At 59.8% G+C, this 13,820-nt stretch carries 10 protein-coding genes; 1 reads left to right on the top strand and 9 read right to left on the bottom strand.

Annotation, left to right across the window (positions count from 1 at the left end; all coding sequences use genetic code 11):
- Nucleotides 1-15: 15 nt before the first annotated feature.
- The 7 genes from tadA to treP all read right to left on the bottom strand — a co-directional run bounded on the left by tadA (nucleotide 16) and on the right by treP (nucleotide 9,610).
- Entirely contained in the window at nucleotides 16-513 is a 498-nt protein-coding gene (gene tadA / locus ACYZTW_RS06275; RefSeq protein WP_462004172.1) for a tRNA adenosine(34) deaminase TadA, read from the bottom strand.
- Nucleotides 513-1,889, bottom strand: a complete 1,377-nt coding sequence (locus tag ACYZTW_RS06270) for a multicopper oxidase family protein (RefSeq protein ID WP_462004171.1) — start codon at nucleotides 1,887-1,889, stop codon at nucleotides 513-515. Before ACYZTW_RS06270 ends, tadA begins: the two co-directional genes overlap by 1 nt.
- A gap of 293 nt (nucleotides 1,890-2,182) precedes the next feature.
- Nucleotides 2,183-2,482: a PTS transporter subunit EIIB gene (locus tag ACYZTW_RS06265; RefSeq protein WP_462004170.1), complete on the bottom strand. Its 300-nt coding sequence runs from the start codon at nucleotides 2,480-2,482 to the stop codon at nucleotides 2,183-2,185.
- A gap of 2 nt (nucleotides 2,483-2,484) precedes the next feature.
- Nucleotides 2,485-5,019, bottom strand: coding sequence for a phosphoenolpyruvate--protein phosphotransferase (gene ptsP / locus ACYZTW_RS06260; RefSeq protein ID WP_462004169.1), 2,535 nt, complete (start codon nucleotides 5,017-5,019; stop codon nucleotides 2,485-2,487).
- A gap of 62 nt (nucleotides 5,020-5,081) precedes the next feature.
- The gene (locus ACYZTW_RS06255) at nucleotides 5,082-6,305 is read right to left on the bottom strand and encodes a carbohydrate porin (protein WP_462004168.1); all 1,224 of its coding nucleotides are present in this window, start codon (nucleotides 6,303-6,305) and stop codon (nucleotides 5,082-5,084) included.
- A gap of 95 nt (nucleotides 6,306-6,400) precedes the next feature.
- Nucleotides 6,401-8,050 carry an alpha,alpha-phosphotrehalase gene (gene treC, locus ACYZTW_RS06250; RefSeq protein WP_462004167.1) on the bottom strand — a complete coding sequence of 550 codons (1,650 nt, stop codon included), beginning with the start codon at nucleotides 8,048-8,050 and terminating at the stop codon, nucleotides 6,401-6,403.
- 117 nt (nucleotides 8,051-8,167) lie between these two features.
- Nucleotides 8,168-9,610 carry a PTS system trehalose-specific EIIBC component gene (treP, locus tag ACYZTW_RS06245; protein ID WP_462004166.1) on the bottom strand — a complete coding sequence of 481 codons (1,443 nt, stop codon included), beginning with the start codon at nucleotides 9,608-9,610 and terminating at the stop codon, nucleotides 8,168-8,170.
- Between the two features lie 237 nt (nucleotides 9,611-9,847).
- On the opposite strand from treP, the gene treR reads away from it, so the two are divergent.
- Nucleotides 9,848-10,552, top strand: a complete 705-nt coding sequence (treR, locus tag ACYZTW_RS06240; protein WP_462004165.1) for a trehalose operon repressor — start codon at nucleotides 9,848-9,850, stop codon at nucleotides 10,550-10,552.
- Nucleotides 10,553-10,623: 71 nt separating this feature from the next.
- Here treR and guaA read toward each other — a convergent pair whose 3' ends face one another.
- On the bottom strand, nucleotides 10,624-12,201 hold the full coding sequence (guaA, locus tag ACYZTW_RS06235) for a glutamine-hydrolyzing GMP synthase (RefSeq protein ID WP_462004164.1): 1,578 nt from the start codon (nucleotides 12,199-12,201) through the stop codon (nucleotides 10,624-10,626).
- An 83-nt stretch (nucleotides 12,202-12,284) separates the two neighbouring features.
- A complete protein-coding gene (gene guaB, locus ACYZTW_RS06230) occupies nucleotides 12,285-13,754 on the bottom strand; it encodes an IMP dehydrogenase (RefSeq protein WP_123368331.1) in 1,470 nt (489 codons plus the stop codon).
- Nucleotides 13,755-13,820 lie beyond the last annotated feature (66 nt).

Raw genomic sequence — 13,820 nt, 5'->3', positions numbered from 1 at the left:
CACAGGGGTCGGTGTTTAGTCTGTGGGTTTGGCTCTTCGGGCCTTGAAGAATTCGCTGAGAACAGCCCCACACTCTTCCGCCAACACCCCGCCTTCATACAACACCCGGTGGTTGAGAAACCCTTGGGTAAAAAACTGCCCCTGACTCTGCACAATCCCGGCCTTCGGCTCCAGCGCGCCGTACACCACTCGCGCAATCCGCGAATGCACAATCAGCCCGGCGCACATGCTGCACGGCTCAAGCGTCACATAGAGCGTGCTGCCCGGTAGCCGATAGTTGCTAGCCGCCAATGCCGCCGCGCGGATTGCAACCATCTCGGCGTGAGCACTCGGGTCATTGCCGCTGATCGGACAATTGAAACCCCGGCCGATGATTTCACCGTCCTGCACCAGCACCGCGCCCACCGGCACTTCGCCCAGGGCCGCGCCTTGGGCGGCCAGGACCAGGGCTTCGCGCATGAAGTCGCGATCACGGCTGCGGTCGATGATTGCTGCAGGACGTATCTGACGCATCACGCCACCTCAATGGCGGCCATCAGGCCGGTTTCCATGTGATCGATCACATGGCAGTGGAACATCCATACCCCTGGGTTATCCGCCACCAGCGCGACTTGCGCGCGCTCGTTTTTACCCAGCAAGTAAGTGTCAGTGAAGTACGGGATGACCTTGTGCCGGTTCGAGGCGATGACTTTGAAGCTCATGCCGTGCAAATGAATCGGGTGTTGATACTGAGTCATGTTCTTCAATTCGAAAATGTAGCTCTTGCCCTTCTCGAGTTTGGCAATCGGGCGGTCGGCGCAGGTTTTGTCGGTGATGTCCCAGGCCTTGCCATTGATCTGCCACAGGCTCGGCGGCTTGCCATTGTCGACGTTCACCGACACCGAGCCTACCCATTCGAAATTGAAGTTGAGTTTCTCGGCATTGGCCAGGTCCGGCTCGGCCACCGGGTTGGCGGGCAGTGCGGGTGGCCACTCGGTCGGTGCATCGGCGTTCGCCACCGAACGGAACGTGCCAAGGCGAACCGGGCCGTTGCGCAGGGACAGTTCCTCACCGGCCGGCGGGGCCTTGATCGCCAGACAAATGCGCATGCCCGGGCCGAGCCAGTATTCCTTGCCGAGTGGCCGCGGCTCGATGGGGTTGCCATCCAGCGCGTAAATCTGCGCTTCAACGCCAGGAATGTTGAGTCGGTAGGTCAGGGTGTTATCGAGGTTGAGCAGGCGCACCCGGGTGATCTGCCCGGCGGGCAACTCGATCACCGCTTCCGAGACACCGTTAATGGTCGACAGACGCCCCGCCGTGCCACCACGGGCCGCTTCGCGAGGAATGCTGAACGCGACAAAAGCGCCCTCGTCATCGACGTGCCAGCTCTTGAGGCTCAAGGTCTTCTCGTACTTGAAGCCGGTAGGTTCGCGCTCTTCAATGATCAGTGGGCCAACCAGCCCGCGCCCGAGTTCTTCGCTGCTGTTCACATGCGGGTGATACCAGTAGCTGCCGGCGTCGGGCACGCGGAATTTGTAATCGAAGTATTCGCCCGGCAGCACTGGAAGCTGCGAGACGTAGGGCACGCCGTCCATTTCCAGCGGCAGGCGAATGCCGTGCCAGTGAATGGTGGTCGCCACCGGCAGGTGGTTGATGAAACGTACCCGCAGCCATTCGCCCTGACGCACCCGCAACTCGGTGCCCGGCGCCGACGGGCCGAACGCCCAGGCTTCGGTCTTGTGCCCGGCCACCAGCTCGACGTCCAGTGGTGCGGCGATCAGCTCGTAGTCGTGGCCCGCGTCGGCGTCGGCCATCTTGCCCAACCAGTACCGCGACGCGCCCCCCGCTCCGACACCAACGACAACAAGACCGGCCAGGCCACCGAGGATTTGGCGACGGGTAAAGGACATGAACTCAACTACCTCACGTATCAGCGACAGGCGCGAGGCCTGTAAAAGGCGAATACGATACACCTGCGGTTGAGAAACAGTAAGGGTGGGGTGGCGGATGGCCGCAGAGGCCACCCCTCACCCTAACCCTCTCCCCAGGGGGTAGAGGGGACTGACCGAGTTGTTCTTGGAGCTACATCGACCTGAAAAATCGAGTCGAACTCAAGTTTGAAAAGCTTGAAGTTCTGCTCCCTTTCCCCCTCTCCCCAGTGGGGAGAGGGCTGGGGTGAGGGGTGGCTCTTGAATCTGATCAACTAGCGTCCGGCGACCACCGACCCCATCAACAAATGCACCACGCCTTCGTCCAGCGTCATGACTCCCGGCACCCCCGCTACATTTAAAGCCTGCCGATCCATCCGCGCCACATCCCGCAACTCCACCCGAACCCGGGTCAGCGCAACAGGCTGCTGCGACTTGAGGTTATCCACACCGCCCAACGCCGCCACTACATTCGCGGGCAGACCAGAAACAGGCTGAGCAACCACCTTCGGCTCATCCGCTATCAGATCCGGGGTCAATGCTTTCCAGAACGCCCGCTGCATTTTCTCGAACATGCTCAGTTCTCCAGTACCAGTGAAGTATCGACCGTCGCCTCGTGATACAGCCGCAACGCCTCACGCACTTGCTCGGCGCTTTCCAGACCCAGCACTTGCTGGGCGATGGCCTGGCAGTCCACCAGATCCACTTCGCGAACCGCCGCTTTGATCGCCGGAATCAGCGGCACACTCACCGACAGTTCATCCACCCCAAGTCCCAGCAACAACGGCACCGCCAGCGTCTCGGACGCCATGGCGCCACATACACCGACCCATTTGCCATGGGCGTGGGCGGCCTTCACGGTGCTGGCAATCAAACGCAGCACCGACGGATGAAAGCTGTCGGCCTGGCTGGCCAGGCGCGGGTGATCGCGATCCATGGCCAGGGTGTATTGGGTCAGGTCGTTAGTGCCGATCGAGAAGAAATCCACCTCCGGCGCAAACAGGTCAGCCATCAGTGCCGCTGCCGGTACTTCGATCATGATCCCCAGTTTCGGCAATGCTGTGAGGCCCAATGCCAGCGCCTCTTCCTCAAGTAGCTGCCGGGCCAGTCGCAACTCCGACAGCTGCGTGACCATGGGCAGCATGATATGCAGACGGGCCAGCCCGGCGCTGCTCAGGATCGCCTTGAACTGATCGCGCAACAGCTGCGGGCGCTCCAGACACAAACGAATCCCGCGCATGCCGAGGAAAGGGTTGGTTTCGCTGTCCATCGGCACGTAGGCCAGGGGTTTGTCACCGCCGACATCCAGTGTGCGCACCACCAGATTGCGCGCCGGCCCCAGGGCGCGGGCGATGGCGCTGTAGGTGGATGCCTGTTCGTCATGGCTCGGTGCATGATTGCGATCCAGATAAAGGAACTCCGAACGCAGCAAACCGACGCCCTCGCCTCCCAGTGCCATGGCCTGCTGAGCTTCAGCCAGCGAAGCGATGTTGGCCGTCACTTCAAAATGATGACCATCGCGGGTACAAGCCGCCAGCGCTGCGTGCGCCAACTCATGTTGATGACGCTTCTGTTGGCGCTGACGATTGGCTTGCAGCTGCTCGATGGCTGCCAGATCCGGGTCCAGATGCAGCTCGCCCTTGTCGGCGTCGAGCAATACTTGAGTGCCGTTGGCCAGCGCCAGCACCTGAACGGGCAACCCGCAGATCGCCGGTAAACCGGACGCACGCGCGAGGATCGCGACGTGGCTGGTAGCGCCGCCACCGACCGTGGCGAAAGCCAGTACCTTGCGGGTATCGAGCCCGGCGGTCTGTGACGGCGTCAGTTGTTCGGCGATCAGGATCGCCCCTTCAGGCAGCTCCATCACCTGATCCTGTACGCCGAGGATCAGCTTGAGCACCCGCTGACCGACATCGGCCAGGTCCGCCGCCCGCTCCGCGAGCAAGGCATTGCCCAGGCTTTTGAACAAGGTCGCCGCCGACTCGGTGGCCGCACGCCAGGCGAACCCGGCACTTTTGCCTTCGTTGATCAGCACGTGAGCCACCTCCAACAACCCCGGGTCTTCGAGCAGTTCCTGGTGAGCCTTGAAAATGTCTGCCTGCGCGCTGCCAATGGCGTTGTCACGCAACTGTTGCAGGGCCACCAGCGCCTCGGCCAAGCCGCGGGACAGATGATCGCGTTCAATCTGCGGTGTAGCACCGAATTCATTCACTTCCAGGTTTTGTTCGGCTATCTGCACCACTTGGCCAAACGCCGATCCGGCCGATGCGCAAACCCCACGCAACACCGTCAGCGATGAGGTCTCAATCGCCTTCGCCTCAACCTGCGCCGAGGTCGCCACCGCTTCATCGCATCCGGTCACCAGCAGCTCGGCCAGCGTTTTGATCGCCGCTTCAGCATCCGGGCCAGCCGCGCTGACTTGCACAACGTCACCGTGAGCCGTTTGCAACGCCATGATTGCCACCAGGGATTTAGCGTTCGCACTCTTCTGCTGTTTATGCAGATAAATGCTCGCCGAAAAACCTTTCGCCGCCTGGGCGAACACTGCTGCCGGACGAGCGTGCAAGCCGTTCGAATTGGCGAGTGTCACCGGTTTGGAAAACAGTGCTTCGCCCTCTTCCGGCACCGGCTCACCCGTTGTCCGCTCGATGGGATTCAAGCTCAGAAGCGGCTGGCCACTGTCTACCAAACCCGTTCCCGGCGTCAGCCAAGTGAACGGCTCACCGCTGACCACTAGCATCAACGTCAGCAGGCTGCGGGCATTCAATGCAACAAAATCGGCATCGAACTCAATCAGCGCCTGCCCAACGTCGACCTGCTGGCCCTCCTCCACCAACCGCGTGAAACCCTTCCCCGCCAGGTTCACCGTGTCGAGCCCGATGTGCATCAACACCTGCACGCCATTCTCGCCGGTGATGCTGACCGCATGCCCGCTGGCCTGCACATTGCTGACAACCCCTGCCAGGGGCGCGCACAAGGTCGTTGAAGTCGGATCGATGCACAGGCCATCGCCGATCACTCGGCTGGAAAACACCGGATCGGGCACGAGGTCCAGTGGCATCAATACGCCGGACAGGGGCGCGTGCAGTTGCAATTGTTGGGGTATGGCCATGACGTCACCTGCTGTTTTGTTCTTTGAAGTGCTGATGGAACGCGAGGCTCCGACAGCATCGCTTATTTCCACCAATACTCGACCTGCAATCCGACATTCGAACCGTGTCGCGCCGTGCCGAAGGCGCCGGTGTCGGACAATGCCGACCCCTTCGCCAGTTCATTGGCCGCCCGTTTGGCCGCCTCGTTCCAGCTCGCATAGGTGTAATACAAACGCACCTCGGGGCGCGCCCAGAACTCCGGACCTTTGGGCGACCAGGTCGGGGCGAAGGTGAACTTGCTCAGTTTTCGCGTACCGCCCGTGGCTTCGACCTGATCGTGACCCAGTTCGGTCACCAGTTTGAACTGCTCGGTGAGCGCGTAGGCTGGGCGAACGCCCAGGGAAATCCAGTTCTGGTCCGATCCGTCCGGGCGAATGTCCTTTTGGTAAACCGCCTCGATCTGTCCGCCAAAGCGTGGCGTCACTTGCCAGTCGAAGAACTCCACCACACGGTAGCTTTTGTTGCTGTCGCCCAGTTTCACGTTACCGGTATAGCCCAACCCGGTGCCGGGGCCTTCGCCGTACTGGAAGGCCAGTTTGTTCTTGCCACCCAGAAAGCCTTTCTGCACGTGTTGGGTGGTGATCGCCCAACCGCGGTGAGCCTCGCGGCTATCGGGTTTGTCGATGTAACTCAGGCCAAACTCCAGTTCACCGCCGGGGTTGGTGTTGAAACCGGCGACGTTGAAGTCGTGACGATTGATGTAGTCCTTCTGGTACAGGTTGTCCTTGCGCGAGAAGGCGTAGCTGTATTTCAGATCGCCGATCAGCACGTCCTCGATACCGCCGCCGGTGGCGCTCTGGTTCCAATAGTAGAAGTCGGAAATGTGAATATCGTTCCGTTTGTAGTAACGCCGGCCGGCCCACAACGAACCGCCATTCAAGCTGGGCATGTTCGACCATTGCGCGTACAGCTGCGGCATACGCACTGAGCCGTTGTCACCGTTGAAGGTCAGGTCCTTGTCGTACTGGTTGTACAACGAAGCCATGCCGTCGACGCTCAGCACCGAACCGTCATCCAGGGTGTAAAGATCCTGGCGCAATTCCAGTTCGGCGTACTGCTCACATTCGTTGCCCAACCGATATTTGGTCTGCGCGCCCGGAAGCTGGAAACACTGCTGTTTACCGCTGTTGACCGAGGTGCCGACGCCGCTACGCAAGTACCCCCCGAACTCCAGGGCTTGTGCCGACAGTGGCAACGCCAGGCATAGGCTCGCGGCTGCAAGACCGCGATTTATTGTTGTTTTCAAGAGCTACCCCATTATTTTTATTGTGTGCAGCGGCAAAATCGGCGCGCAAAACTCCCCCGCGCAGCGTTCTGCGTGTTGTTTTAAAACAGTGTTTTTTAGTGGTTGGTCAGGTGCAGAACGAACGACTCAAAGGGCCGTAAAAACACCTGCCGATTGCGCGGCGGGCAGTCCGGGTAGTTGCTGATCACCAACCGCTGCGTCATCGCTTCGTTGATCACTTCATCCGTCAATACGACTTCACAGGTTGTGCCGTAGAAGTTGTTCAGCACCAGCAAACGCTCGCCCTTGCCTTCACGCACATACGCCCAGATTTGCGTGTGCTCGGGCAACAGTTGCCGGTAAACGCCGTCGGACATCAACGCTTCACTGCGGCGCAGGGCGATCAGTTGGCGGTAGTGATGCAGCACCGAATCCGGGTCATCGAGTTGGGCGGCGACGTTGATCTGCGCAGCGTTGGCCGGCACCCCGATCCACGGCTCGACAGCGCTGAAACCCGCGTTGGGCTCGGCGTTCCAGTGCATCGGCGTACGGCCGTTGTCCCGGGACTTCTGCATGATCGCCGCCATGTTGTCGGTGTCGCTCGCACCGGCCTCGCGTTTGAGTCGGAAGATGTTCAGCGTCTCGACATCGCGGTACTGATCGATGTGATCGAAGCCCGGATTGGTCATGCCCAGTTCCTCGCCCTGGTACACGAACGGCGTCCCCTGAAGGAAATGCAACGCGGTGCCGAGCATCTTCGCCGAGAGCACCCGATATTCGCTGTCGTTGCCAAAACGCGAGACCACCCGTGGTTGGTCGTGGTTACACCAAAACAGCGCGTTCCAGCCACCACCGGCCTGCATACCGGTTTGCCAATCGGAGAGGATGCGCTTGAGTTCGAGGAAGTCGAAGTCGGCGCGGACCCACTTCTGCAGGTTCGGGTAATCGACCTTCAGGTGATGAAAGTTGAAGGTCATCGACAGCTCTTTCGACGCTGGCCGCGAATAGCGAATGCAGTGTTCCAGGCTGGTGGAGGACATCTCGCCGACGTTGATCAGGTCATGACCTTCGAAGACTTCACGGTGCATTTGCTGCAAGTACTCGTGGACGTTCGGGCCATCGGTGTAGAAACGTCGACCGTCGGTGTTGTCCTCGGGGAAGTCCGCCGGTTTGGAGATCAGGTTGATCACGTCCAGACGGAACCCGCCTACGCCCTTGTCGCGCCAGAAACGCATCATCTTGAAGACTTCGGCACGCACCTTTGGGTTATCCCAGTTCAGGTCGGCCTGAGTGTGATCGAACAGGTGCAGGTAATACTGACCGGTCTGGGCTTCGTACTCCCACGCCGAGCCACCGAACTTGGATTCCCAGTTATTCGGCTGGTCGCGCCAGATGTAGAAATCCCGGTACGGGTTGTCGAGGCTGCTGCGGGCCTGCTGGAACCAGGTGTGCTCAATGGAGGTGTGGTTGACCACGATATCGAGCATCAACTTGATCCCGCGCTTGCCGGCCTCGGCGATCAGCAACTCGCAATCGGCCATGGTCCCGTAACTCGGGTCGATGGCGTAGTAGTCACTGATGTCGTAGCCATTGTCGCGCTGGGGCGAGCGCAGGAACGGCGTGATCCACAGGCAATCGACACCCAGCCAGTGCAGGTAATCGAGTTTGGCCACAACGCCAAGCAAATCACCTGTGGGGTTGCCGGCGTGGCTGTGAAAACTCTTCGGGTAGATCTGGTAGATCACCGAACGTTGCCAGTCTTGCATGGCGCTATTCCTTCAGTAAGTTTTGTACAGGCCTTGAGGGCCCTTTCGCGAGCAGGCTCGCTCCCACAATGGAATGCGATCAACTGTGGGAGCGAGCCTGCTCGCGAATGCGATCTGTCAGGCGACCCGATACCCGGGCCGAACAATCTTCATGCTCAACCCACAGGTCAGAACAAACGGCACGACCATGGCAATCACCATCCCGATGACGAACATCGGAATGAACTGCGGAATGATCGAGATAAAACCGGGCAAGCCGCCGACGCCAATCGCCGAAGCCTGGACCTTGTTCAGCGACAGGAAGATGCAACCTAGGGCCGAGCCGATCAGGGCCGCATAGAACGGAAATTTGTAGCGCAGGTTGACCCCGAACATGGCCGGTTCGGTGATGCCGAAGTAAGCGGAAATCGCCGAGGTCGAGGCCATGCTTTTATCCCGCACGTTACGGGTCATGTAGAACACCGCCAGTGCCGCGCTGCCCTGGGCCAGGTTGGACATGACGATCATCGGCCAGATGAAGGTGCCGCCCTGGGTGGAGATCAGCTGCAAGTCGACAGCGAGAAACATGTGGTGCATGCCGGTGATCACCAGCGGCGCGTAGAGCAAACCGAAAATCGCCCCGCCGACCATCGGCGCCAGGTCGAACAGCATGACCACGCCTTCGGTGATGAGAATCCCCAAATGACGGGTCACCGGACCGATGACTGCCAGCGCCAGCACGCCGGTAACAACGATCGTGGTGATCGGCACCACCAGCAATTGCACCGCGTTAGGTACCCGCGCCCGCAGCCATTTCTCGATGACACTCATCACGTAGGCCGCCAGCAGGATCGGCAGGATCTGTCCTTGGTAACCCACCTTCTCGATCTGGAACAAACCGAGGATGTCGAAATACGGCAGGCTCTGGCCGTCCAGCCCGGCCACCGCTTTGCCGTAGTTCCAGGCGTTGAGCAGATCAGGGTGAACCAGCATCAGGCCGAGCACGATGCCGAGGATTTCGCTGCCACCAAACCGCTTGGCCGCCGACCAGCCCACCAGTGCCGGCAGGAACACAAACGAAGTATTGGCCATGAGGTTGATCAGGCTCCAGAGCCCGTCAAGCTTCGGATAGGCGTCCAGCAGGGTCTTGCCCTCGATGAACATCCCCTTGGCGCCGATCAGGTTGTTGATGCCCATCAGCAGGCCGGCAATGATCAGCGCCGGGAGAATTGGCATGAAGACGTCGGAAAACACCCGCACCAGACGCTGCATGGCGTTGATCTTGTCGGCGCTCTTTTGTTTAACGTCGGCGATGGTTGAAGCCGCGAGACCGGTTTGACGGCGCAATTCTGCGTAGACCTTTTCGACTTCACCAGGGCCGATAACCACCTGGAACAGGCCGCCGGTGAAGAACGAGCCTTTGACCAGATCGATCTGATTCAGCGTGGCGCTGTCGACCAGGCTCGGGTCCTTGAGGGCCAGGCGCAGCCGTGTGACACAGTGCGCGGCCTGCTCGAGGTTGTCGCTGCCCCCGAGGCTTTGCAGCAGCTCGCTGGCGATATTCGGATAGTCGTGGCTCATGCTTATTCTTCCGCTGTAGTTTTTTGTTTTTGGCAGCACGCCGAAGCGAAAAGTACTCGTCTGTACGAGTTAAAGCAACAACTCGTACAGACGAGTTTGATTTTGTTTATCCTGAACCCGACAGGCGGCGATTTTTCCTACCTTCGCGAACGATGAAACCTAAAGCCGCATGGACAAACCCCTACCCTGCCCTTAAGGTTCGAAACCTTGAGCACAGTGCGGTACAGAGCCATCCCCATGAGTAAATACAACCAGATCTACAGCGATCTGCTTGCCAGCATCACGACCGAACGTCTGGAACGCGGCGCCCGATTGCCTTCTGAAACTGAACTGATGGACAGCTACCAGGCCAGCCGCGGCACCGTGCGCAAGGCCATCGAGCAATTGCAGGAGCGCGGTTTCGCTCAGAAGGTCCACGGCAAAGGCACGTTCGTGCTGTCGACCAACCCGATCGAATTCCAACTCGGCGGCATCGTCAGCTTTCAGGAAACGTATCCACGCCTGGGTAACGACGTCAGCACCGAGGTGGTCGAGTTCACTCAAATCCCCCTCGAAGGTCCACTGATCGAACACATCAAGGCTGAAGAAGGCAGCCTGATCACGCGGATCAAGCGAGTACGGCGGATCGACGGCAAACGCGTGATCCTCGACATCAACCATTTCGTCAGCGACGTGATCCCCGGCTTGTCCCGGGACATTGCCGAGCACTCAATCTACGCCTTCATCGAGCAGACGCTGCAACTGCAAATTGCCTATGCCCAGCGCACCATTGAGGCGGTGCCCCGGAGCAAGGACGACCAGCAACACCTGGACCTCGACGGCCAGAGCCATGTGATCGTGGTCAGCAACCAGACGTTTCTGCAGGACGGTCGGCAGTTCGAGTACACCGAATCACGGCATACCCTGGACAAGTTTTACTTTTCGGATGTGGCGCGGCGCTGAAACGCAAAAGGCCCCATGAACTCGCGTTCACGGGGCCTTTTTGGTGTTACGGACGATCAGCTAAACCGGGATCACTCCCACTCAATCGTCGCTGGCGGCTTGCTCGACACGTCGTAAGTGACGCGGGAGATGCCTTCGATTTCGTTGATGATCCGGCCGCTGACGGTTTCCAGCAGTTCGTAAGGCAGGTGCGCCCAACGCGCGGTCATGAAGTCGATGGTTTCAACGGCACGCAGGGCAACAACCCAAGCGTAACGACGGCCATCGCCTACAACGCCAACCGATTTCACCGGCTGGAACACCACGAATGCCTGGCTGACCTTGTGGTACCAGTCAGCTTTACGCAGTTCTTCAATGAAGATGTGGTCGGCGCGACGCAGCAGGTCGGCGTATTCCTTCTTCACTTCACCGAGAATCCGCACGCCCAGGCCCGGGCCCGGGAACGGGTGACGGTAGACCATGTCGTACGGCAGGCCGAGTTCCAGGCCCAGACGACGGACTTCGTCCTTGAACAGCTCGCGCAGGGGTTCAACCAGCTTGAGGTTCATTTCTTCCGGCAGGCCACCCACGTTGTGGTGCGACTTGATCACGTGAGCCTTGCCGCTTTTGGCGCCAGCCGACTCGATCACGTCCGGGTAGATGGTGCCCTGGGCGAGGTACTTGATGTTGTCCAGTTTGTTGGACTGGGCATCGAATACGTCGATGAAGGTACGGCCGATGATCTTGCGCTTCTTCTCTGGGTCGCTTTCGCCAGCCAGGTTGTTCAGGAACTGATCTTCAGCGTTGGCGCGGATCACCTTGACGCCCATGTTCTCGGCGAACATGGCCATCACTTGCTCGCCTTCGTGCAGACGCAGCAGGCCGTTGTCGACGAAGACACAGGTCAGTTGGTCGCCGATGGCTTTGTGCAGCAGCGCGGCAACCACCGAGGAGTCAACGCCGCCGGACAGGCCGAGCAGTACGTTGTCGGTGCCGACCTGGGCGCGAATGGTGGCAATGGCGTCTTCAGCAATCTTCGAAGGCGTCCACAAGGCTTCACAGCCGCAGATGTCGAGGATGAAGCGCGACAGGATGCGACCGCCCTGCTTGGTGTGGGTCACTTCCGGGTGGAACTGCACGCCGTAGTAGCCGCGAGCGTCGTCGAACATGCCGGCAATCGGGCAGCTTGGGGTACTGGCCAGGATGTGGAATTCCTGCGGCATCTTGGTGACCTTGTCACCGTGACTCATCCACACGTCGAGGCCGAACAGGCCGTCGGCGTCGATGTGGTCTTCGATGCCGTCGAGCAGACGGCTCTTGCCGACCACGTCAACGCGGGCATAACCGAACTCACGCAGCTCGGAACCTTCGACCTTGCCACCTAGCTGTTCAGCCATGGTCTGCATGCCGTAGCAGATACCGAAAACCGGTACGCCCAGGTCAAACACCGCTTGCGGGCAGCGAGGGCTGTTGGCTTCGTGCACGGACTCGGGGCCGCCGGCGAGAATGACGCCTTTTGGAGCGAATTCGCGAATCGCGTCTTCATCCATATCGAACGGATGCAGTTCGCAGTACACGCCGATTTCACGCACGCGGCGGGCAATCAGCTGGGTGTACTGGGAACCGAAGTCGAGGATCAGGATGCGGTGAGCGTGAATGTCGAGGGCCATGAAGTCAGTCTCGTCTATGTAATTCAGAAACAACTCGGGGCTGAATAAAACAGCCCCGGTTACTTAACTAATTGCTGGAAGCCTCAACCTACGCGGTAGTTTGGCGCTTCTTTGGTGATTTGCACGTCGTGAACGTGGGATTCGGCCATGCCAGCGCCGGTGATCCGCACGAACTCAGGCTTGGTGCGCATTTCTTCGATGTCGGCACTGCCGGTGTAGCCCATAGAGGAACGCAGGCCGCCCATCAGTTGGTGGATGATGGCGCTCAGGGTGCCCTTGTAAGGAACACGCCCTTCGATACCTTCCGGAACCAGTTTCTCGGCGCCTGCCGAGGAGTCCTGGAAGTAACGGTCGGAGGAACCTTGAGCCTGGGACATGGCGCCCAGCGAACCCATGCCACGGTAAGCCTTGTACGAACGACCCTGGAACAGTTCGATCTCGCCTGGTGCTTCTTCAGTACCGGCGAACATCGAGCCCATCATCACGCAGGAAGCACCGGCAACGATGGCCTTGGACAGGTCACCGGAGAAACGGATGCCGCCGTCGGCGATCAACGGAACGCCAGTGCCTTCAAGGGCAGCGGCGACGTTGGCGATGGCACTGATTTGCGGGACGCCGACACCGGCGACGATACGGGTGGTGCAAATCGAGCCTGGGCCGATACCGACCTTGACCGCATCGGCGCCCGCTTCGGCCAGAGCCTTGGCGGCAGCGCCGGTGGCGATGTTGCCGCCGATGACCTGCACTTCAGGGAAATTCTGTTTGACCCAGCGAACGCGGTCGATCACACCTTTGGAGTGACCGTGTGCAGTGTCGACCACCACCACGTCAACGCCGGCATTGACCAGGGCAGCTACGCGATCACCGGTGTCTTTACCGGTACCGACTGCAGCGCCAACGCGCAGACGACCTTGGTCGTCCTTGCTGGCCAGCGGGTAAGCCTTGGCTTTTTCGATGTCGTTGACGGTCATCATGCCTTTGAGGGCGAATTTGTCGTCGACGATCAGCACGCGTTCGATGCGGTTTTTGTGCAACAACTCGCGGACGTCGTTCTTGTCGGCGCCTTCCTTGACCGTGACCAGGCGCTCTTTAGGCGTCATCACTTCACGGACGGTGGCGTCCAGACGGTTTTCGAAACGTACGTCGCGGGAGGTGACGATGCCGACCAGGTCGCCATCGTGCAAAACCGGAACGCCGGAGATGTTGTGCATGCGGGTCAGTTCGAACAGTTCACGAACCGTGGCGTCAGCCTCGATAGTGATCGGGTCCTTGACCACGCCGGCCTCATAACGCTTGACCTTGCGCACTTCGGCAGCTTGCTGCTCGATGGTCATGTTCTTGTGGATGATGCCAATGCCACCTTCCTGAGCCATGGCAATTGCCAGACGGGCTTCAGTAACGGTGTCCATGGCGGCAGAAACCAGAGGAATATTCAGCTCGATGCCACGGGTTAGGCGGGTCTTGAGACTGACTTCGTTAGGAAGCACCTCGGAATAACCAGGCACTAGGAGAATGTCGTCGAATGTCAGAGCTTCTTGGCTGATACGCAGCATCGCGGGGGCTCCCGAGCGGGAAAATGGAAGCGCGCCATTATAGTCAGACACCCCCTCGGGTTCAAT

Source organism: Pseudomonas sp. LB3P25, from assembly GCF_054897985.1.
This window is presented reverse-complemented; position numbering and strand designations above follow the sequence as displayed.

Excerpts from the sequence above, each read along its gene's own strand:
- tadA (WP_462004172.1), bottom strand. The coding sequence starts at position 513 with ATGCGTCAGATACGTCCTGCAGCAATCATCGACCGCAGCCGTGATCGC.
- ACYZTW_RS06270 (WP_462004171.1), bottom strand. The coding sequence starts at position 1,889 with ATGTCCTTTACCCGTCGCCAAATCCTCGGTGGCCTGGCCGGTCTTGTT.
- ACYZTW_RS06265 (WP_462004170.1), bottom strand. The coding sequence starts at position 2,482 with ATGTTCGAGAAAATGCAGCGGGCGTTCTGGAAAGCATTGACCCCGGAT.
- ptsP (WP_462004169.1), bottom strand. The coding sequence starts at position 5,019 with ATGGCCATACCCCAACAATTGCAACTGCACGCGCCCCTGTCCGGCGTA.
- treC (WP_462004167.1), bottom strand. The coding sequence starts at position 8,050 with ATGCAAGACTGGCAACGTTCGGTGATCTACCAGATCTACCCGAAGAGT.
- treP (WP_462004166.1), bottom strand. The coding sequence starts at position 9,610 with ATGAGCCACGACTATCCGAATATCGCCAGCGAGCTGCTGCAAAGCCTC.
- treR (WP_462004165.1), top strand. The coding sequence starts at position 9,848 with ATGAGTAAATACAACCAGATCTACAGCGATCTGCTTGCCAGCATCACG.
- guaA (WP_462004164.1), bottom strand. The coding sequence starts at position 12,201 with ATGGCCCTCGACATTCACGCTCACCGCATCCTGATCCTCGACTTCGGT.
- guaB (WP_123368331.1), bottom strand. The coding sequence starts at position 13,754 with ATGCTGCGTATCAGCCAAGAAGCTCTGACATTCGACGACATTCTCCTA.